General features: G+C 70.0%; 17 protein-coding genes. 4 read left to right on the top strand and 13 right to left on the bottom strand.

The window, feature by feature from the left end; all coding sequences use genetic code 11:
• Positions 1–9: 9 nt before the first annotated feature.
• Positions 10–1,293: a DUF3089 domain-containing protein gene (locus tag KNO15_RS18960; protein WP_241705375.1), complete on the bottom strand. Its 1,284-nt coding sequence runs from the start codon at positions 1,291–1,293 to the stop codon at positions 10–12.
• A gap of 42 nt (positions 1,294–1,335) precedes the next feature.
• Positions 1,336–3,813, bottom strand: a complete 2,478-nt coding sequence (locus tag KNO15_RS18955) for an alpha-L-rhamnosidase-related protein (RefSeq protein ID WP_241705374.1) — start codon at positions 3,811–3,813, stop codon at positions 1,336–1,338.
• A 52-nt stretch (positions 3,814–3,865) separates the two neighbouring features.
• On the opposite strand from KNO15_RS18955, the gene KNO15_RS18950 reads away from it, so the two are divergent.
• The gene (locus KNO15_RS18950) at positions 3,866–4,507 is read left to right on the top strand and encodes a TetR/AcrR family transcriptional regulator (RefSeq protein ID WP_241705373.1); all 642 of its coding nucleotides are present in this window, start codon (positions 3,866–3,868) and stop codon (positions 4,505–4,507) included.
• A gap of 120 nt (positions 4,508–4,627) precedes the next feature.
• On the opposite strand, the gene KNO15_RS18945 is transcribed toward KNO15_RS18950, so the two are convergent.
• From KNO15_RS18945 to KNO15_RS18930, 4 genes are read right to left on the bottom strand one after another with little or no spacing between them, the layout of a single operon-like run.
• Complete coding sequence (locus KNO15_RS18945; RefSeq protein ID WP_241705372.1) at positions 4,628–5,848, bottom strand: ABC transporter permease; 1,221 nt, start codon at positions 5,846–5,848, stop codon at positions 4,628–4,630.
• Positions 5,845–6,537 (bottom strand): ABC transporter ATP-binding protein, encoded by a 693-nt coding sequence (locus KNO15_RS18940; protein ID WP_241705371.1) that lies wholly within the window; start codon positions 6,535–6,537, stop codon positions 5,845–5,847. The genes KNO15_RS18945 and KNO15_RS18940 overlap by 4 nt, the downstream gene beginning before the upstream one ends.
• A complete protein-coding gene (locus KNO15_RS18935) occupies positions 6,534–7,634 on the bottom strand; it encodes an efflux RND transporter periplasmic adaptor subunit (RefSeq protein WP_241705370.1) in 1,101 nt (366 codons plus the stop codon). The genes KNO15_RS18940 and KNO15_RS18935 overlap by 4 nt, the downstream gene beginning before the upstream one ends.
• Positions 7,635–7,636: 2 nt before the next feature.
• Positions 7,637–8,176, bottom strand: coding sequence for a hypothetical protein (locus tag KNO15_RS18930; protein WP_241705369.1), 540 nt, complete (start codon positions 8,174–8,176; stop codon positions 7,637–7,639).
• Between the two features lie 197 nt (positions 8,177–8,373).
• Between KNO15_RS18930 and KNO15_RS18925 the strand changes: the two genes are divergently transcribed.
• Together KNO15_RS18925 and KNO15_RS18920 are read left to right on the top strand one after the other, a co-directional pair.
• On the top strand, positions 8,374–9,039 hold the full coding sequence (locus tag KNO15_RS18925; protein ID WP_241705368.1) for a response regulator transcription factor: 666 nt from the start codon (positions 8,374–8,376) through the stop codon (positions 9,037–9,039).
• The gene (locus KNO15_RS18920) at positions 9,036–10,259 is read left to right on the top strand and encodes a sensor histidine kinase (protein ID WP_241705367.1); all 1,224 of its coding nucleotides are present in this window, start codon (positions 9,036–9,038) and stop codon (positions 10,257–10,259) included. Before KNO15_RS18925 ends, KNO15_RS18920 begins: the two co-directional genes overlap by 4 nt.
• 75 nt (positions 10,260–10,334) lie before the next feature.
• Here the strand turns inward: KNO15_RS18920 and KNO15_RS18915 are convergent, their stop codons facing one another.
• The 4 genes from KNO15_RS18915 to KNO15_RS18900 form a co-directional block, all read right to left on the bottom strand.
• Positions 10,335–10,952 carry a response regulator transcription factor gene (locus tag KNO15_RS18915; RefSeq protein ID WP_241705366.1) on the bottom strand — a complete coding sequence of 206 codons (618 nt, stop codon included), beginning with the start codon at positions 10,950–10,952 and terminating at the stop codon, positions 10,335–10,337.
• The gene (locus KNO15_RS18910; protein ID WP_241705365.1) at positions 10,949–12,169 is read right to left on the bottom strand and encodes a sensor histidine kinase; all 1,221 of its coding nucleotides are present in this window, start codon (positions 12,167–12,169) and stop codon (positions 10,949–10,951) included. The genes KNO15_RS18915 and KNO15_RS18910 overlap by 4 nt, the downstream gene beginning before the upstream one ends.
• Positions 12,170–12,221: 52 nt before the next feature.
• A complete protein-coding gene (locus tag KNO15_RS18905; RefSeq protein ID WP_241705364.1) occupies positions 12,222–12,665 on the bottom strand; it encodes a DUF6069 family protein in 444 nt (147 codons plus the stop codon).
• A gap of 130 nt (positions 12,666–12,795) precedes the next feature.
• Entirely contained in the window at positions 12,796–13,542 is a 747-nt protein-coding gene (locus KNO15_RS18900) for a hypothetical protein (protein ID WP_241705363.1), read from the bottom strand.
• Between the two features lie 67 nt (positions 13,543–13,609).
• On the opposite strand from KNO15_RS18900, the gene KNO15_RS18895 reads away from it, so the two are divergent.
• On the top strand, positions 13,610–14,176 hold the full coding sequence (locus KNO15_RS18895) for a TetR/AcrR family transcriptional regulator (RefSeq protein WP_241705362.1): 567 nt from the start codon (positions 13,610–13,612) through the stop codon (positions 14,174–14,176).
• 242 nt (positions 14,177–14,418) lie between these two features.
• On the opposite strand, the gene KNO15_RS18890 is transcribed toward KNO15_RS18895, so the two are convergent.
• From KNO15_RS18890 to KNO15_RS18880, 3 genes are all read right to left on the bottom strand, one after another.
• Positions 14,419–15,135, bottom strand: coding sequence for a DUF5067 domain-containing protein (locus tag KNO15_RS18890; protein ID WP_241705361.1), 717 nt, complete (start codon positions 15,133–15,135; stop codon positions 14,419–14,421).
• Between the two features lie 269 nt (positions 15,136–15,404).
• Positions 15,405–17,636 (bottom strand): helix-turn-helix transcriptional regulator, encoded by a 2,232-nt coding sequence (locus KNO15_RS18885; RefSeq protein ID WP_241705946.1) that lies wholly within the window; start codon positions 17,634–17,636, stop codon positions 15,405–15,407.
• 476 nt (positions 17,637–18,112) lie between these two features.
• Positions 18,113–18,838 carry a hypothetical protein gene (locus tag KNO15_RS18880; protein ID WP_241705360.1) on the bottom strand — a complete coding sequence of 242 codons (726 nt, stop codon included), beginning with the start codon at positions 18,836–18,838 and terminating at the stop codon, positions 18,113–18,115.
• Positions 18,839–18,892 lie beyond the last annotated feature (54 nt).

Raw genomic sequence — 18,892 nt, 5'->3', positions numbered from 1 at the left:
CCAGTGGGTTCATCGGCTCTGCGCCCACTGGGCGATCTGGGCGGCGAGGAGGGCGCGCAGGCCGCCGAGGTCGACGTTGTAGTCGACGACATGGAGCCCGAGCGCGGATGTGGAGGTGTCGGGCAGCATCCCACCGGGGTCGTCGATCTGCAGCCAGCTGGAGTTGGCGGTCGCGTCGCCGGCGAACGCGCAGTGCCCGGTGAGCGCACCAGGTGTCTCGCGGTAGCCGGTCGAATCGCCGGGCAGCGTGTAACCCAGGAGCAGGTGGGTGAGCGCGCCGTTCGGGGCGAGGACGTTGCCGCGGACGAGCGTGCGGGTCGGGAGGATGGGCTCCAGCGGCGTGGAGGTCCCGTCCGGCTTCGAGGCCAGCAGGGCGCCGGGGTTGACGCACGCGATCCTGTGGCCGGGGTCGAGGTTGGCGGCGAGGCTCCCCGACACAGGGGCCTGCCCCGCCGGCTGGCTGTAGCTCGAGTAGGCGATGACGCATCCCGTGGGCACCGAGCTCGGCTGCGGTTCGCACAGCGGAAGGTGCTGGAACGTCGAGCGGGGATCCGCCCCTCCCCCCGCCGCGGCGTCGAGAGGTACTTGGACCTGACCTCCGAGGACGACGGCGCTCACCAGTTGCGCGGTCGCCGCGGGGTTGCCGTCCACCGAGTGCTGGAGCAGTCTCTCGACGGCGACGCTGCCCTGCGAGTGTCCCAGCACGATGACCCCCCGGCGTTCTCCCGTCGCGGGGTCGACGTTGTCGTTCGTCCAGTAGTCGTCCCACGCCTGCTGCACATCGGCGAAACCCGGGCCCGGATAGGGATCCGCACCGGTCAGACCGCTCGCGGCGAGCTGCAGGAGGGTGCTCTGCCGATAGAGCGGAGCGAAGACGCGGCAGAGACCGGCGAGCGGCCCGAGCTGCGCGAGCATCACGGCCACCTCGTCGTCGCGGGCGGACGGCGCGGCAGAGCCGATCATCAGCGGCGGGTTCGGCAGCAGGTCGACCGTCGGGTAGACGTAGAAGCAGTCGACCGGCGGCGGGGTGCCACCGGTGGGCTGGACCACGGCCAGGGAGCCGCCGGTGGCCACCGTGGTCGAGAGGGGCACCGTGGTGCCGTCGGGGTAACGGCCCACGCCGTCGCCGCACGCCGAGGCGGCATCGCCGGGATGGCAGAGCCAGACCGGTGCGGACAACGGTGCGGTCAGGGATACGGACAGGGAAACGGATGGGGCATCCGGGGCAGGCGCCAGACCGACGGACGCCGTCAGCACGACGGCCGTCGCGATCCCGAGGAGCGGTGAAGGCATCGTCGCCTCCTTTCGTCGGCACACCGAACGGTGTGCGTATGGTCAGAGCCGCGTCGTCGCGGCTCCGGCGTGGTGCACGGTCTCCCGCCCGGCGCGATCCACGAACGTGAACGGGACGGGAGAGTGGATCTCGACCCGGTCGCCGTCGACGGAGACCTGCACAGGGCCGAACGGTGTGGCGGCGGCGCCGGAGACGCGCGAGAGCCGCCCGGGCCTGGGAGCGATCCGCATCCTGCCGCAGCCGGGCGTCTCGGGGCGGATGCCGAGCGTGAAGACGATCAGGTCGCGGGCCGGGGTGGCGCTCCAGCCGTGGCAGAACGAGCCGCCCTCCCAGCACTCGCGGAAAGCCGTCGGCGCGTCGTCGAGCAGCGCATCCCAGTCGAGCAGCAGGTCGGGCAGCCGATCGGTCTCACCGAGGAGGTCGAGGGCTTCGTGCACGATCGGGCGGAAGAACGGCTGCGCCCCCACCGTCAGCCGCTCGGTGTCCCAGTCGGGGGCATCGCGCACCGACACTGGCGTCCCGGCCACCGGGCCGAGGGCGTCCGAGCCGTGGTCGGCCAGCGGGCTGCGGGTGAACATGGCATCCCGGTCGAGGAGGAGGCGCCGCACGGCATCCCTCCGGTGCTCCGGCACGATCCCCGCGCAGATCGCGCTCGCAGCGGTGTGCTCGCTGACCGACGCTCCGCGTTCTCCGCCGACGATGGTGTCGCGGTAGGCGCCGCGCGCCTCGTCCCAGAACGCCTCGAACGCGGCGGCGATGGCGGCGTGCCGGCCGCGCGCCCGGCCGGCGCGGCCGTGATCGCCGAGCGCGTCGGCGAGTTCGGCGACATCGAGGAAGGCGCGGGCCAGCAACGCGTTCAGGGCGGCACTGCGGCCGGTCACCTGCACGGGCGACCAGTCGATGAGCACCCACCCCGGCACGTCGGCGACGAGACCGTCGTCGCCCGCGAAGCGGTCGAACCAGCGGAGCACGTTCTCGGCCACCGGCAGCAGCTCGGCCACGGCCTCCTGGTCACCCGTGTAGAGGTGCAGGCGCTGCACCTGGCGGATCCAGTGCAGCGACCAGTCCGGGATGGTGGGGACCTCCGGTGTGGCGAAGTCGCCCGCCGCGACCATCGGGAGGATGCCGTCGAGGCGCGGCTGGGCGAGCAGGCGGGGGCTCCAGCGCGGCAGGCTCCAGTCGAGGTTCGCCGCGAAGTCGACGGACTGGTGCACCACCGAGTCCCCCGTCCAGGCGCGCTGCTCCCGGGTCGGGCAGTCCACGTACGCGTCGTGCGAGCTGAGGTCGGCGGTGCGCAACGCCACGTCGTAGATGCGGTCGATCCGCGGGTCGTCGCAGCGGAAGGGCTCGACCGCCTTCCGGGGGCGCAGGCGTTCGAGAACCGCGACATCGTCCAGACACCAGCCGGCGGCCGCGTCGACGAGGAGCACCAGCCACCGGCCGCCCAGGCGCTCAGAGGACGTGATCTGGTCGTCTGCACCGCGGCAGATGTAGCCGAGCAGAGCGGCGGAGTCGAGCGCCGCCGGCGTCGGCGCCTCGAGCAGGCTCGCCGCCACCGTGGTGCCCGGTGGCGCGGAGAAGCGCAGCACCAGCCGGCCGCTGACGATCGCCCCGAAGTCCAGGACGATCAGGTGGCGGCCCGCCGGAACGTCGACCGGGTGCTCGAGCGCGCCCGGCGCACCGGGCGAGACGGCGGGAACCGCAGGGGCTTCGGCGAGCAGCGCGGCGACGAGGGCGCGAGCGGGTGCGAGGGCGGAGCCGTCCCAGGCCTCGGTCCCGCCGTCCGCGATGGCGAAGCCGACGGGATGCCGTGACTCACCGACGAGCCCGGGGACCGGCCGTCGACGAGGCGCACCCCACGGCTCGCCGCCCGGCGTCGTGCGCCCGGAAGGACCGACGATCGAGTGCTCGCTCAGCACCGTCGCAGCCTCCCACGCGGAATCGTCGTAGCCGCGCTGCGCCCAGTCCGCGTCGAGCCGGCGCGCGTCCAGGAGCTCGTCCGGCTGGGTGACGAGGAACCCGCGGGGAGCCGACGGAGCCCACGCGTCGGCAGCCGCCACCCGCCAGTTGTGGTCGGTGCCGACGATGGTCCCATCGATGGCGATCTCTGCTGCCAGACAGCCGCCGCCCAGAGTGAAGCTGGTCGGCGACGGCTCCCACCAGGGCGAGGGGTACCCGCGGAACCGGCCGATGACAGCGACCACGTTCGCCCCGGCGACGAGAGCCCCGTCGAGGCCGTACTCGTCGAACTCGATGCGCCGCGGCGCGTGGCGGATCGGGCCCGCCCCGAGTTCGCGCCCGTTGACGAAGAGGCGGTAGTCGGAGTCGGCCGTGATCCGCAGGCGGGCGGTGCGCGGCGCCGAGTCGAGGTGCAGAACACGCCGGAACAGCACTCGCGTGTCGAAGCGCTCGGGATCGGGCGCGCCGTAGGGACGGTCCGCTGTCGGTCCCGCCAGCGCAGGCCGGCTAGACCAGATCCAGCTTCCGATCCACTCCTCCGGCCACGGCGTCGATGACATGCGAATGATTTTACCGAGTGGTAAGTAAAATGCAAGCGGGCACAATAGGGACATGAGCGAGAGCAGCGACAAGGCGGCCCCGTCGCGCCGCCGACGGCACCGCGGCACCGGGCGCGGCGACTCCCGGCGCGACGAGTTGCTGCACGTGGCGAGCGAGCTCTTCGCTGAGAACGGCTACCGCGACACGAGCATCGCCGACATCGCCCAGCGCGTCGGCGTCACCCAGCAGGCCCTGCTCTACTACTTCGGGAGCAAGCCGGCCCTGCTCGACGCCGTCATCGACGAACGAGACGGCGCCGCCGTCGCGTTCGCCGAGGAACTCGCCGCGATCGGCGGATTCGACGCCATCCGCGCCATCCCCGCCTCGGCGCGCCGCAACGTCGCCGAGCCCAACCTGGTGCGGCTCTTCGCCGTCCTCGTCGCCGAGAACCTCCCGCAGCACGCGGTCGCCCACGATCACTTCGTCGCCCGGTATCGCCGACTGCGTCGCATCGTCGCGGAACTCATCGCCGAAGGTCAGCGCACCGGCGAGTTCGCCACCGACATCGACCCGATCCTCAAGGCCGCGGAGATCGTGGCCGTGATCGACGGACTCAACACGCAGTGGCTGCTCGACCCCGACGATGTCGACATCATCGGGGCCACCGAGCAATTCGCCGAGGGGCTGGCCGGCACGTTGCGCGCGCGCGCCTGACCCGGCGTACCGCCCACAGGATCATCCGACCGGCGCCGTGCGGGTCCGCGCGGCTCCCGGTGGCCGAGTCACCCACGCTCGCGCAGCCCGACGAGTTCGAGAGCCGGATGCGCTCCCCGTTCAGGAGCTCAACGCTGACGTGGGCGGAGTGGCGGACGCGCGCATCGCCGGATACAGGCCGGCAGCGGCCCCGATCACCAGGGTCGCGACGATGCCGATTCCGACCGCCGCCGGCGGGATCGCCACGGGCCACCCGTTGAGCACCGCGATGAGTGCAGTCACCCCCGAGCCCAGGAGTGCACCGAGAACGCCGCCGAACGCCGACAGCACGAGCGCCTCTGCGAGGAACTGTGCGCGGATGTGCCCCCGTGTCGCACCGAGTGCCCGCCTCAGCCCGATCTCGCGTCGCCGTTCGATGACCGAGATGATCATGGTGTTCGCGACTCCGATGCCGCCGACGAGGAGCGCGATCGAGCCGAGTCCGACGAGCAGGCCGGTGAACGCCTGGTCGGCCGCGTTCTTCGCCGCCAGCGCGTCCGACGGGCGGGAGACCGTGACGTCGCCGGGCGATTGGGGGCTGACCGTTCCCGGCAGGAGCCGACGCACGGAGTCGATCGACTCATCCGTCGACCGCTCGTACACCGTCGTCGGGTTGCCGGCGAAGCCGAACACCGACGTAGCGGCCGGGATCCCGATCAACGCGGACGTGTCCAGCTCCGGCGCCAGCGGCACGGGGTCGAGGATGCCGACCACCGTGAAGTACCGCCCGCCGAGCCACACCTGCGCGCCGGGTGCCACGACGCCGAGCCGCTGGGCCGCGGTCGCTCCGAGCACCACGGACGGGAACGCCCCCGTCGCCGCGTTCAACCACCCACCCGAGCGGACGGTGCCGCCGACCACGCGGAGGAGGTCGGTGTCCGCCGCCGCCACTTGGATGCCACCGGTGGCGGCGGGGTCGATCAGCTCGCTGCGGAACACGTTCACTCCCGAGAGCGTCGCGATGGAGCTCGCGCTCTCGACGCCGCCCACCATGCGGACCTTGCCGACGGTGTCCGGCGGGAGCTTGGTGTTCTCGCCGAAGATCGACGTACCCGCCTGCGCGGTGAGCAGGTTGGTGCCGAGACTCGCCAGCTGAGCGTTGAGCCGAGCCTGACTGGAGGCCGAGATGCCGACCACCGCGAGCATGGCCGCGATTCCGATCGCGATGCCCAGCGCAGAGAGCACCGCCCGCACCGGCCGGGCGCGGAGCCCTGTGGTGCCGAGGCGGAGGACATCGGCCGGCCGTACCGTGGAGCGCGAAGGCCGGAGGCGGCCCGCCGCCGCCTCGGTCGCCGCGGTCATGACGCCACCGCCAGTGCCGCCGAGTCGGAGACCACCCGGCCGTCGCACACGGCGATCTGCCGGGGGAACTGGTCCGCGATCGTCACATCGTGGGTGATCAGCACGATGGTCGTGCCGCGCGCGTTCAGCTCGTGCAGCAGCTCGACGACGGCGGCGCCCGACGTGGAGTCCAGGTTGCCTGTCGGCTCGTCCGCGAGCAGGAGCGGCGGGTCCCCGATCACCGCCCGCGCGATCGCGACCCGCTGACGCTCACCGCCGGAGAGCTCGTTCGGCTTGTGACCGTAGCGGTGCGAGAGGCCGACGCTGTCGAGCGCGCGGCGCGCCCGCCGCCGGCGTTCCTGGCGGGGGACGCCGGTGTACAGCAGGCCGTCCGCGACGTTGTCGACCGCGCTCACGCCGTCCGCCAGGTGGAACTGCTGGAAGACGAAGCCGATCCGGTGCGCCCGCAGGGCGGAGAGCGCCGCATCCGACAGCGTGTGCACGTCGACACCGTCGATCAGGGCGGTTCCCGCCGTGGGGCGGTCCAGCGTCCCGATGAGGTTCAGCAGCGTCGACTTTCCCGAGCCGCTCGGCCCGACGATCGCGACGAGCTCGCCTGACTCGATCGTGAGGCTCACGCCGTCGCAGGCACGCACCGGCGGATGGCCGTATGCCCGCTCCACATCGCGGAGCATGATGATCTCGCTCACAGTGACGGCACCACCACTCGCCGGCCTTCGGTGAGTCCTGCGCCCGAGATCTCGACGCGGCCGCCGGCGAACAGCCCCGTCTTCACGGGGACACGTCTGGTCGTGCCGTTCTTCTGCACCACCTCGACACCGAACTGCGATCCGGAGAGCGCCAGGAGTGCGCCGACCGGCACGGAGAGCACGTTCTGCCTGACCTCGGAGGGGAAGTTCACCGTGACCGTCGCCTGCTGGAGCTCGCCGGCGGCAGCGGGATCGTCGAGCTCGACGACCACGGGGATGGTGGCGGTCGTCCCCCCGGTGGTGCTGTCCTTCTTCTCCTGCGGCGTGCCGACCGAGGTGATGGTGCCCGCGGTCTGCTTGCCGCCCGGCAGGTCGATGGTGACGGTGCCACCGGTCTTCGCGAGCTGCTGGTCGGCCAGGCGGAGGTCCACCGACACCTGCTTCTCCGTGCCGGTGACGGAGATCATGGGCGCCCCGGGTGAGGCCTGGTCGCCGACGGCGGCCTTCAGCGCGGAGACGCGGACGTCACCGTGCTGGAACACGATGCGCCCCAGCTCGATGCTGCCCGTCCGCTCCTGCCCCGTCGCCTTCTGCCAGGCCGTGATCGCGCTCTGCGTCCGCCAGCTGAACTCGTCGTCCGGCTCTCCGGAGAAGAACCCGAGCGCCTTCAGATTCTGCTCGAGCTGCTTCACGTCCGGCCCGTCGTCCATTCCGGAGGAGAAGGCACGCCAGGCGGGGAGATCGCCGCGGAACAGGTAGGTCGGGACATTGTTCGTGGAGAAGAGCGACTGCCCCGCGCTGATCGTCGTACCCGGCTGCGGCAGACCGGTCACCACCCCGGCGGAGCCGGAGGCGATGTCATGCGGGTCGGAGAAGGCGAGCGAGCCGCTCGCCTTGCTGCTGCCGGTGAGCGTCCCCCGCTCGATCGGCTCGGTGGCGGGTGCGATCGGCTTCTTGGCGACAGGGCGGTCGGAGGCCGAGAAGGCGTAGGCGGCTGCCCCGCCGCATCCGGTGACCACGACGGCGGCGACGACCATCGCCGTGATCCACAGTCCTCGGCGCTTCGGGCGCGCCGGTCCTTCGTTCTCGTCGGTCATGGTCACTGCGCCGGCACCGTGCTGGCGAGTCCGCCGCCGCACTTCTGAACGATGTCGTCGGGAGCACCGGAGGGCACGGCCACGCTGTCACCGGGCTTGGGATCCGGCACGTCGAAGCCGCTGTCGCGATAGCACTTGGCGATCTTCAGCATCATCTTCTGCGAATCGGCCGCCATCTTCTTCTGTTCCTCGGGGCTGAACGGCGGAGGGGTGCCGACCTTCTTCTCGCAGGTCGCCGAGGCGGCCATCACCGCATCCTGGTTGCTCGCGTCGACCGAGAGGCCGGGCGCGCCGGCACTACCGGGGTCGGCCATGTCCACACCGTTGTCGCGCATGCACCGGGCGAACTTCAACTGCCAGGCCTCCCGCTCGCTCTGCCCGGAGCCCGAGTGCGCGTTCGACCCGGAGGACGAGCCGCCGCCGGAACCGGAGCCGGAATCCGCCCCGGGGTTCGCCGCGCAGGCCGTGAAGGCGAGGAGGAGGGCCGGGATGGCCAGGAGGGCTGCGGCGTTCTTGGCGCGCCGCCCGGTGAGCAGAGACATGGTGTCGTCCTTTCGATCGCCGCGAGCCGGGAGGCCCGCTGCGACGAGTCCACCGGAACGGCGGTTACGACGACGTTCAGGAAATCCTTTACGTTCCGATGACATGCTGCGTGCTTGGCTCGTTTCCCGGGGGAGCTCGGCCGGCATCGATCCGGCACCGTGCCGGCCGAGCACCCGAACAGCAGTGAGGAGATCGGATGCGCGCGCTCATCGTCGAAGACGAGGAGTATCTGGGCGAGGCCGTGCAGACGGGCCTGCGCCGCGAGACCATCGCGGCCGACCTGGTGCGGGACGGCGAGACCGCGCTGGAGTACCTGGCCGTCAACGACTACGACGTCGTCATCCTCGACAGGGACATCCCCGGGGTGCACGGCGACGACGTGTGCGCGTGGGTGACCGCCAACGCGCCCGGGTGCCGGGTGCTCATGCTGACCGCGGCCCGCACCCTCGACGACAAGGTCAGCGGGTTCGAGTTGGGCGCCGACGACTATCTGTCGAAGCCGTTCGACTTCCCGGAGCTGGTGATCCGGCTGCGTGCGCTGGAGCGACGTCCGGCCGCGTCCCGGCCGCCCGTGATCGAGGCGGCCGGCGTCTCCCTCGACCCGTTCCGCCGCGAGGTCTACCGCAACGGCAGGCTCGTCCGCCTCAGCCGCAAGGAGTTCGCCGTGCTCGACATCCTGATGCGCGCCGAGGGCGGGGTGGTCAGCAGCGAGAACCTGCTCGAGAAGGCGTGGGACGCCAACGCCAACCCCTTCACCAACACGATCAGAGTCACCATCTCGAATCTGAGGAAGCGCCTGGGCGAGCCGTGGGTGATCCACACCATCCCCGGCGCGGGCTACTCGTTCGAGGCGCCACGATGAAGACGGGGGACGCTGTTCAGGATCGAAGCGCACGGCACTTCACGATCAGGGCCCGCCTGGCACTGACCTACGCCGCGCTCCTGGGCGGAACCGGCGGTCTCATGCTCGGCGTCGTCTATGTGTTCATGCGCTTCGTCCCCACCTACGAGCTGACGAGCGCAACCTCGCTGACCCCCACCACACCTGCGGCGACGCCGGACTCGATCGCCCTCCAGAAAAGTGCGGACGGCGTGACCGCCTCGGTACCGGCGCTGCCCGTGGTGAGCAGCACCGGTGAGCTGCTGAATCTGCTCCTCACGGTCTCGATCGCCGCGTTCGTCGTGCTGGGTGTCGTCGGAGCCACGATCGGCTGGATCATCTCCGGCCGCGTCCTCAAACCGCTGCAGCGGATCAACTCCGTCGCCCAGCGCGCTGCCTCCGGCGACCTCCGGCAGCGCGTCGACGCCACCGGTCCCCGCGACGAGATCCGCGATCTGTCCGACACGGTCGACGACATGCTCGCCAAGCTGGAGCGCTCGTTCCAGGAGCACCAGCGGTTCTCGGCGAACGCGTCGCACGAGCTGAGGACACCCATCGCCACGACGCAGACGCTGCTCGACGTCGCCCTCTCCGACCCCGAACTCGACCTGCCCACCCTCCGCACCGTCGCAGAACGGGTGTACGCGACGAACAAGCGCAACATCGAGACCGTCGAGTCCCTCCTGGACCTTGCCGAAGCCGGATCCGCCCGCGGACGACACGACGACATCGACCTCACGTCGATGGTGCGTTCGGCGCTCGCCGACGAGTCGGCGGCGATCGCCGCGGCCGCGCTGACGGTGACCTCCGACCTGTCGCCCGCCGCGCTGACGGGCGACAGCGTCCTCGTCCGGCAGGCCGTCCGCAACCTGGTGCAGAACGCGGTGCGCCACAACGTGCACGGCGGCACCATCGAGCTGTCGACGACGACCTCCCACGGCGAGACCACGCTCGTCATCGCCAACAGCGGACCGGTGCTCGCGCCCGACGTCGTCGAATCGCTCGTCGAACCGTTCGTGCGCGGACTCGGTCGCACAGCCGAGCGCAGGGGTCCGCGCGGCCACGGGCTGGGACTGACTCTCGTCAAGAGCGTCACCGACGCCCACCACGGTTCGCTCCGCATCTCAGGCCGGGAGTCCGGAGGCCTCCGCATCGAGCTGACCATGCCGACGGAGAGCACGCGGGTCCCGGCCCGGTCGTAGTTCTCCGCCTGCCCTCTCGGGCCTACTCCGCTGCCACGATCGCCAGGACGGCGAGGACCACGGCCGGCTCGTCGGTCACAGCCAGCCGCGGTCGCGCGCGACCCCGAGCGCTTCGGCGCGATTCCGCGTGGAGGTCTTGCCGATCGCCGAGGACAGGTAGTTGCGTACCGTACTGGGCGAGAGGTGCAGCCGCCGCGAGATGTCGGAGACCGTGGCGCCGTCGGCCGATTCGCTCAGGACCTCGCGCTCCCGATCCGTCAGCGGGCTGGAGGTCGCACTCAACGCCTGCAGGGCCAGGGTCGGGTCGACGACGACCTCGCCGGAGCGCACGCGCCGGATCGCGGCAGCGAGTCGTTCGATCGGGTCGTCCTTCACCAGGAATCCTCGAGCCCCGGCCTCCATCGCCCTCCTGAGGTATCCGGGCCGCCCGAAGGTCGTGACCACGATGACAGAGCACGCCGGCTCCATCGCGGCGACCTCGCCGATGATGTCGAGACCGCTGCGTCCGGGGAGTTCGATGTCCAGCAACAGCACGTCGGGTCGCACAGCGCGAACAGCCTCCACGACCTCGTCTCCCCGGGCAACCTCCCCCACCATTGTCAAATCGAGCTCGAGCTCCAGCAGCAAGGACAGAGCCGAGCGCATCATCCCCTGGTCCTCGGCGATCATGATCCTCACCGGCTCCGGCGTCATCGCGGTCCCCTCCGACCCGGTGCGGGGATGGTCGCCGCCAGCCGGAATCCGGATGCGGTCGGCGCTGCCGTCAGTTCTCCGCCCAGCTGCTGAACGCGTTCGCGCAATCCGCGCAGGCCGCTCCCCCGAGCGGGCAGTCCGTCCCCTGCGGGCCGTCGGTCCCCGGCGGAGCCGCCGCCGTTGTCGACGATCTCGATGCGCAGCGACTCGTCGCCGCGCTCCATCGCGATCCGGCAGAACGTGGCGCCCGAGTGCCGCAGGACGTTCGTCGTCCCCTCGCGCACGATCCAGCCGAGCAACGCGTCCATCCGCGCGTCGGGCGTCATCTCCGGTACAGACACCTCGACGTCGACACCGTCGGCACGCAGGGCGTGCACGGCGCTCGCGATCTCCTCGTGCAGGGTCACCGAGCGATACCCGGAGACCGCTTCGCGCACCTCGGACAGGGCCTGGCGCCCGACCGTCTCGATCTCCGAGGCCTGTTCCGCCGCCACGGCCGGGTCGATGCCGGCCATCCTCCGGACGACCTCGGCCTTCACCACGATCACGGACAGCGTGTGACCGAGCAGATCGTGCAGATCACGTGAGAATCGCAGCCGCTCCTGCGCCACAGCAGCCGTGGCGAGCTCTGCGCGCGTGCGGTCGAGCAGTACGACGAGCCCTGTCAGACGCTCCACGAGGTAGACGGCGACACCGGCGAAGAACGTCGAGAAACCGAGACCCATCGCGGCGCTGAGCGAGTCACCCTGCAACCCTGCGGCGAGCGCCCCGCTGATCGTCAGCGCCGAGACGACGGAAAGCGCCCAGCGCGGGCGGACTGCGGCGGCCATCGCGATGGCCAGCAGCGGGAAGACGAAGGCACGGTCGGTGCTCCACGCGAACAGGTACGCCGTGCACGCCACGAGGAGTACGGCGGCCGCAGCCTCCGCGACTCGGCGGGACCGCGCCGGTGAGCCCAGGCGAAGGGACGGAGCGAAGACGGCGACCGAGAACAGCGCTCCGACGAGCACGAGCGAGATGATCCGGATCGCCTGCCCCGCGATCGCGGCGTCGACGAGCGGGCCGATGAGGAGCACAGGAGCCCAGATCACGGCGAACCACGGACCAGGATGTCGGGAGATCCAGGTCGACTCCGCCGTCTGCGCCGGCCGGCCGTAGCGGTCGTCGTCCTGCGCGGACCGCGGGGCCGCCGCGCACTGCACCGTGTCAGCTGTCATGGAGTGTCCGTGTGATGTGGTGGAACCGGGGCCGGAGGAGCGTCCGGCCACGTCAGAATCTACGCGCCGCAGCCCGCGGCGGCCATGCGAGCCCCACGACGAGCACCGACCCGACGACCAGGTGCATCGCGATCAGGCCGATGAGCGCGCCCGTCGACTGTGCCAAACCGGCGGGACCGGCCAACGACAGCACGAGCACGGCCCATCCGGAGATCTGCCAGATCAGCCGACCGCGCACGAACAGCCGCTCGAGCACGGCGAGGAGCATCCACGCGACGACGCCGCCGAGCAACGAGACGACGAGGACGCTCACCGGCCCGACCGTCTGCGCAGCCGACCCGGATCCGACCCCGAGGTCGACGCCCAGCACGGGAACACAGATCGACCAGACGACGATGCCCGCAAGCGAGGCCGCAACCACCGTGGCGAGCCGGAGGAGTCGTCCCACCCTCCCCGAAGTGCGGGACACGGGCGCGTTCTTGAGTGTCTGAACCATGCCCCCGACACTAGGAAGCGGCCGGAGAGCAGGGCAGAGCCGCGCGTCCCCTCATCGAAGGGACGAATGTCACGGAGTGAACGATCGGCTCCGCGGTGATCGCCTGGTCACGCCTGCCGCGTGGAACGCGTCACGCCCGAAAGTCCTGCGCGCCGCGGGCGCCGGCCGGCCCGACCCAGATGCGGCGGGTGTCGCCGGGCGCGGACGGGTCGAAGAGGACGGATGCCGGATCGCCCTTCTTGGGGAGGTCTGCCCGTCGCCACTGTCCGAGCTTCGTCACCCAGCGGTCGGTGCCCGAGGCGTCCGCGAACTTCACCGTGATGGGGCCGATGAGGCCTCCGGACGATGGGTCGATCTCGGCGATCTCGGTGACGACCCCCGGCACGATGCGCCCCGTTGCCGCCACCTCGTCGAGGATCCCGTCCTGTCGCCTCCGTCCGACCCTGGCCGACACGGCCAGCACGACAAGGACCGCCGCTGCGGCTGTGATGGCGAGGGGGATCCACAGCCACGCGTCACGCGTGGTCGCCCAACCCCACCACGCTCCGGCGGCGAAGCCGACGAACATGAGGGGCGTGATCCCGAGGAAGGGGCTCCGACCGAGAAGCTTGCCCGTGTAGCGGCGGAGGGCTCCCACGTGCATGAACGTCGACAGAAGGACGACGGGCAGCCCTGCGGCGATGCCGAACACGCCCAGTGGCGGGTCGTCGGTGCCGTCGGCGGGGATCTCGGCGAAACCGAACATCCCCCGCACCAGCAGGGCTGCTCCGACGATGAGCAGCAGCTCCGAGACGAGCAGCCAGACGAGCGCGCCAGGGCGGCCGACACGTGCCTGCTCGCGCAGGCGTCGTGCCAGGGCGGGGTCTGTCGTGCTCACGGCGCCTCCGATCGTCCAGGCCTGCCCGGCCCGACTTATCGTACGATAAGCATCGAGGATGATGGAAGTGGACGCACAACACGGCGCACCGGCCGTTCCCGCCCGTTCGCGGGAGTTGCTGGCCGGTGCGGAGCGGGCGTTCGCCCACCGCGGGTACTTCGGAACCTCGACCGCGTCGGTCGCGGCAGAGATCGGGGTGTCGCAGCCGTATGTGATGCAGGTGTTCGGCTCCAAGGAGCGGCTGTTCGTGGCGACCCACCGGTTCTCGGGCGAGAAGATCGTGGATTGCCTGCAGACCGAGCTCCAGGCCGATCCGTTCGACCTGCGAGCGGCGGGGCGGGCGTACCAGCGACTGGTCTCCCTCGAGCGCGACGCGGTGCGGGTCTTCGCGCACGGCTTCTCCGCCGCCGACGTCCCCGCGATCGGAGTGGAGTCACGTCGCCTCCTCACCGAGGTCCACGGCCTGCTCCGTGACGCCGGGGCGAGCCGACATCAGATCACCGATTTCCTCGGCCGCGGCATGCTCACGAACACACTCCTGCTGCTCAGCGCCGACAGGGACGTGATCGGAGACGGCTACGACGTGATCTCAGCACTGCTGGTCGACCAGCTGCACCCGGCCGAGACGCAATGAGCGGCCGGTCAGCCCCTGGCTCGCCTGGTGCTCCCCGGACGGAGCCTCTTCCGCTCTGCTCGACAACGGAGCAAACGACCGGCCGCCATTTCTTCGCCCGTCGAGGAACAGGCCGACGATAAGGGCGCTGGAGTTCTCGATGTCGGGGTTGGTCCCCACGAGCCGGGTGATGCACGAAAACATCAGCCCCCGCCGGGAAGGCGGGGGCTGATGTGGTCAGGTGCTGGAACGGCCGTTGCCTGCTACTGAACGGGGTAGCTCAGCTTGCCGATCGTCGTCATGCCGAGGTCGTCGGAAGCGACGAGCTCCACCGGCGTCGTCGCGTCGGTCAGCTCATACGCGACCGCGTTCTGGACGGTGCCGCCGTTCTTGATGTCCTCCAGCTGGGTGTCGAGGAACGCCTGGTCGGGCAGCGAACCCACGTTGAGCTTGTTCACCGCGTTCGGGTTGTTGTCTTGAATGGCCGTGATCGTGCCGATCCAGCCGGTCGTGGGATCCAGCTTCTTGTCGGTCAGGTTCGTGATCGAGTACCAGAACGCGAGGACCGGCTTGGTGCCGTATTCGTTGCCGGGGGCGCCCACCGGGATCACCTTGTGGTCCGTGATCACGATCTTCATGTCCGGAGTGGTCAGCACCCCGTCCGCGAACGAACTCGTGCTGGACGCCTTGTCGTCCGGCGAGCCAGAGCTGCTCGGGGACGAGGAGGCGAGGGGGACCGTCTCGTGGCTGAGGGCGGTCGCCGCGCCGACGAATGCCGCCGTGTAGACGATCACGAGGACGATCGAGAGGATGAGACCGAGTCCCGACAGGATGACGCCCGCGATGGCAGCCTTGCGCGGCCGGAACTTGATGACCAGCCCGACGATGCCGAGGACGACGCCGGCGATTCCCGTGACGATGGTGACGTAGTTCAGGAAGGGGATCGCGAAGCCCACCATCGTGACGATGCCGAGGACCATGGATGCGATGCCGAAGCCGTTGCCCGACGCTTGCTGCTGAGGCTGCTGCGGGTCTTGCTGAAGAGTGGGGACCTGAGGTGACGAATTCTCGGACAGAGTGACTCCTGGTTCGGGTGTGATCGAGCACGGGCTTCTGGTCGCCCGCGCGCAGCCAAAAGACTACTGGACGGTCGGTTTCGTCGCCGCCCCGTAAACGCGGGGCAGTCGACCGACCATGACGGGGAGATTCATCGCCGAGGTCGCATCACTCTTCAGGCGATGCGCGGGCCTCAGTCGGCGACGACGAGATCAGGCAGTTCGCCGAGCAGCCCGAGGTCGAACGCTCGCGTGACCGCGTCAGCACGGGACGGGGCGTTGAACTTACGGAAGATCGACGTGATGTGTGTTCCGACAGTGTTGGGCGAAACGAAAAGGCGGCGCGCGATCTCGGCTCGGGTCAGGTGCGTTTGCAAGTAGGGAAGCACACGCTGCTCCGCTGCAGTGAGCGCGACAGACGTTCCCCGTGACGCGTAGCGGCTTTCCTGGAGCAGCAGGGCCCTGCGCGCGGCGTCCAGCCGCCGGTCGAGTGCGCCGCGGTCCTCATCGTACGGCGGCAGCATCTGCTCGATCTCCCGGAGCAGAATGCGCGCAGCACCGGTGTCCGCGGAGAGCAGGTGTGCGCGGATGAGGAGCAGCCGGCTGGGAATGCCCAGCAGGGGAACAGACCTCCCGCATCGTTGACGCTCCGCCATTCCGCGAGCGAGATAGTGCGCTCCCACGTCGCTGCGCCCGGCATGGAGTTCGACGCAAGCGACGGCGGCGAACACATAGGCGCTCATCACGTAGCCCTCGATGCCGCCGTCCTGGAGCGCTTTCAGCGCCCGGCCGGCGTGCTCCGCCGCGGCCTCCCACCCGGCGTCTTCGATGCTCAACAGTGCGAGCTCCGCTTCGCAGATCGCGATCGTGGCGGGATTCCGATGCGCGTCGGCGACGTGCATCGCCTCCCTCAGCACGTCCACGGCTCTCTCGTCATGCCCGGAGTGGAGCAGCGTGCTGCCGAGGATCTGCACAGCGGGATCGCGCCACGGACTCTCCAGGGTCTCCACCTCGACGGCGAACTCCGCATCGCGCAGCGCGGCGCCCATCCCATCCCTCATCGTGATGGCACGGATCATCGCCTTGGCGGAGAGGAGGTTGATCCCCTCCGCGACCGCGTCGTCCGGGACTTTGCCGAGAAGCGTGCTCCACTTGTCAGAGTCCTCGTCGGTCCCGACGAGGACGGCGTACCAGGCGAACACGATGACCGCTGAGGGGTTGGCGAGCAGATGACCGTCGCCGATCTCTCGAAGCCAACGGCCGAGAGTCGCATCCTGGCCGGCCTCATAGGCGTGCAGACCGGCCGCGGTGACGAGAGCAGTGGCCACATCGAAATCCCCGGCGCTGATCGCGTGATCGATCGCCTGCGGCAACTGCCCCTGCTCCTGGAACCATCGAGCGGCCTTGCTGTGCAGCGCCTTCGCCGAAGTCACGTCCTCGAGGCGGAGCTCTCCCTCCAGGTACTCGCGGAACAGCGGGTGAAGCCGGTATGCGCGCCGCTCGCGATCGGAGCTCACGAAGAGTTGCTGGGCTTCGAGATCGCGAAGGATCTGCGCGGAGTCCGCAATTCCGAGGATGGCGTCGCAGAGACTCGGGATATGCACCGTCAGTATCGACGTCTGCAACAAGAACTGACGGGTCCGATCGGGAAGATCCCGCATGCACTCCTGATAGAGATAGTCGGCCACGAGGGCACTGTCTCCGAGAGACACCGGTGTGCGGCTTCGAGAGAGCAATGCGCACATGTGCAGTCCGGCGGCCCAACCATCGCAGAGAGAGACCCAGTCATCGAGCGTCCGGCCATCGACCCGCACACCGACCTCGTCCGCGATCCGTTGCGCGCCGGCAGGATCGATCCGCAGTTCGTCCGCGCCGACCTGCACGGCGGAGGCCAGAAGGCGCCCCCGGGCGTACCGGGTCGCGCGCTGCCGACCGGCCAGGACGACCTGTGATCCTCGCGGCACGCCGGCCAGGGCGACGCTCAACGCATCGAGGCAACCCTCGTCGTGGAGCACATGAATGTCGTCCACGAACAGCACGAATGGACGATCAACGCGGGAGAGTGCCAGCGCGAGGGTCGGAGCCATGCGGCTCAGCACGGCACCCTCCGCGCCGGCGAACTGCGAGAGCGCCGACTCCGCCTCCGAGGTGAACGGTGCGCACACGTGGGCGAGCAGCCTGATCACCGACGCCGGGTCGTCGTCCTCGCCCTGAAGGGTCAGCCAACCGGTCATGCGCTGCTCGCTCCGGTGCCACTCCGCCAGCAGGGACGTCTTGCCATAGCCCGCCGGAGCCGTGACCGTGACCAGCCGCGCTTCGGCGGAACGAAGCGAATCGATCAGTGCGGGGCGATGCACGAACGAATCGTTGAAGTCGGGCGGCGTGGTCTTGCTCTCGAGGAGCAGAGCTTGCAATCCGTCGAACACTTGGTCCACGGCGCGCCTCCCGTGACGTCTTCACCTACGAGAACGGTCAATCCCCGTGCGGCAAGCGAGATTGCGCGCCCGTGTGTCGCCGATTCTAGTGATGCGACCGAGGCCTTCGCAGAGTGCGTCGTTCCGTGACGTGGAGGCGGCGATCCCGAAGCGGGGAGATCACCCGCTCACCGGGAGGGAGTGTGGCGAATAGTGCCATGACGACCGCGGTCCCCCGTTCCTCAGCAGCTGGACGACGTCGACGTCGCGCGCCCCGCATCGGGTGCACGTGGCGAGCCCCCTCCTCGTGCCGGAGTTGATCGTCTCGATGCCCGTGACGGACTCGTCGTGGATCCGTGCTGTTCTGACTGCGCCGCACTGCACCGGACGATGTCCCGCCACGCTCAGCGCAACCACGCCCACAGTGATCTGTCGCGCACGGCCGTACTTCCGGCGCATCTCGCTGTAGTCCTTCCTGGATCGAACCCTCATCGATCTCGTCGCATGGGAAGAGTGAGCGAGCAACCAGCGGGGGAATGACGCGACTCCGTCATGCGGCGCGGCTCACGCTGCTCTCTGGCGATGTGAAGAGAGCTCGAACGCCGGGCGGAACACCCCGACCCCGTCACGCAGTGGTACTGGTCGCACATCGCTCGCTCAGCGTGCGAGCCTTCGATGTGCAGCTCCCGCCCTCGGCGAGCGCGAGGATCACGCAATCGCGGATCCGGATGAACGATGAACGGGGCGCCGAGCGTCTGCTGGAACGGCTGACCTCCGTGCGATTCGCAGACGGCCGGATCATCGTCATCGTGTGCGATGGCATCGGCGTCGACGAACGGGCCTCCCTCCTCGACGAGAGGGTCGTCTCCCACGTCAACGGTCTCGCCATGCCCGCATTCATCGCCGTGGCGAGCAGGCCCGAGGACTATCGGGCGATCTTCACCTCGGCTGTCGTCGGGCACGCCGCCCATGTCGGTATCCAGGTCGGTCGCCTGCTGCACGGTCGCTCGGTGGAGGCACGGCCTGTCCGCGCGGGTATCGCTGCGGCCCAGGGGCGCGCGCCGAACCGCGCCAGAGTCGCTGTAGGTGTGGTCCTCGCCGATCGGGCACTCGCGGGTGATGAGCACCCACTGGCCGGTCTTCACTCCGAGCATGCGCTCGATGTGCGACGCGCCCGCCTTCCGTCCCGGCTCGGCAGTCGGTGCAGTCGGCATTCTTGCCTCCAGATCGATTCAGACACCGGACGTGAGCGCGAAGGGCGGGCGTGG

The organism is Leifsonia shinshuensis (assembly GCF_022606355.1).
Taxonomy (GTDB): domain Bacteria; phylum Actinomycetota; class Actinomycetes; order Actinomycetales; family Microbacteriaceae; genus Leifsonia; species Leifsonia shinshuensis_B.
The sequence above is the reverse complement of the archived record's forward strand: the minus strand, read 5'-3'. Positions and strand labels throughout refer to the sequence as shown.

What these genes read in the sequence shown, in the direction of transcription:
- KNO15_RS18960 (WP_241705375.1), bottom strand. Translation starts at nt 1,293, where the DNA reads ATGCCTTCACCGCTCCTCGGGATCGCGACGGCCGTCGTGCTGACGGCG.
- KNO15_RS18955 (WP_241705374.1), bottom strand. Translation starts at nt 3,813, where the DNA reads ATGTCATCGACGCCGTGGCCGGAGGAGTGGATCGGAAGCTGGATCTGG.
- KNO15_RS18950 (WP_241705373.1), top strand. Translation starts at nt 3,866, where the DNA reads ATGAGCGAGAGCAGCGACAAGGCGGCCCCGTCGCGCCGCCGACGGCAC.
- KNO15_RS18945 (WP_241705372.1), bottom strand. Translation starts at nt 5,848, where the DNA reads ATGACCGCGGCGACCGAGGCGGCGGCGGGCCGCCTCCGGCCTTCGCGC.
- KNO15_RS18935 (WP_241705370.1), bottom strand. Translation starts at nt 7,634, where the DNA reads ATGACCGACGAGAACGAAGGACCGGCGCGCCCGAAGCGCCGAGGACTG.
- KNO15_RS18930 (WP_241705369.1), bottom strand. Translation starts at nt 8,176, where the DNA reads ATGTCTCTGCTCACCGGGCGGCGCGCCAAGAACGCCGCAGCCCTCCTG.
- KNO15_RS18925 (WP_241705368.1), top strand. Translation starts at nt 8,374, where the DNA reads ATGCGCGCGCTCATCGTCGAAGACGAGGAGTATCTGGGCGAGGCCGTG.
- KNO15_RS18920 (WP_241705367.1), top strand. Translation starts at nt 9,036, where the DNA reads ATGAAGACGGGGGACGCTGTTCAGGATCGAAGCGCACGGCACTTCACG.
- KNO15_RS18915 (WP_241705366.1), bottom strand. Translation starts at nt 10,952, where the DNA reads ATGACGCCGGAGCCGGTGAGGATCATGATCGCCGAGGACCAGGGGATG.
- KNO15_RS18910 (WP_241705365.1), bottom strand. Translation starts at nt 12,169, where the DNA reads ATGACAGCTGACACGGTGCAGTGCGCGGCGGCCCCGCGGTCCGCGCAG.
- KNO15_RS18905 (WP_241705364.1), bottom strand. Translation starts at nt 12,665, where the DNA reads ATGGTTCAGACACTCAAGAACGCGCCCGTGTCCCGCACTTCGGGGAGG.
- KNO15_RS18890 (WP_241705361.1), bottom strand. Translation starts at nt 15,135, where the DNA reads ATGGTCCTCGGCATCGTCACGATGGTGGGCTTCGCGATCCCCTTCCTG.
- KNO15_RS18880 (WP_241705360.1), bottom strand. Translation starts at nt 18,838, where the DNA reads ATGCCGACTGCACCGACTGCCGAGCCGGGACGGAAGGCGGGCGCGTCG.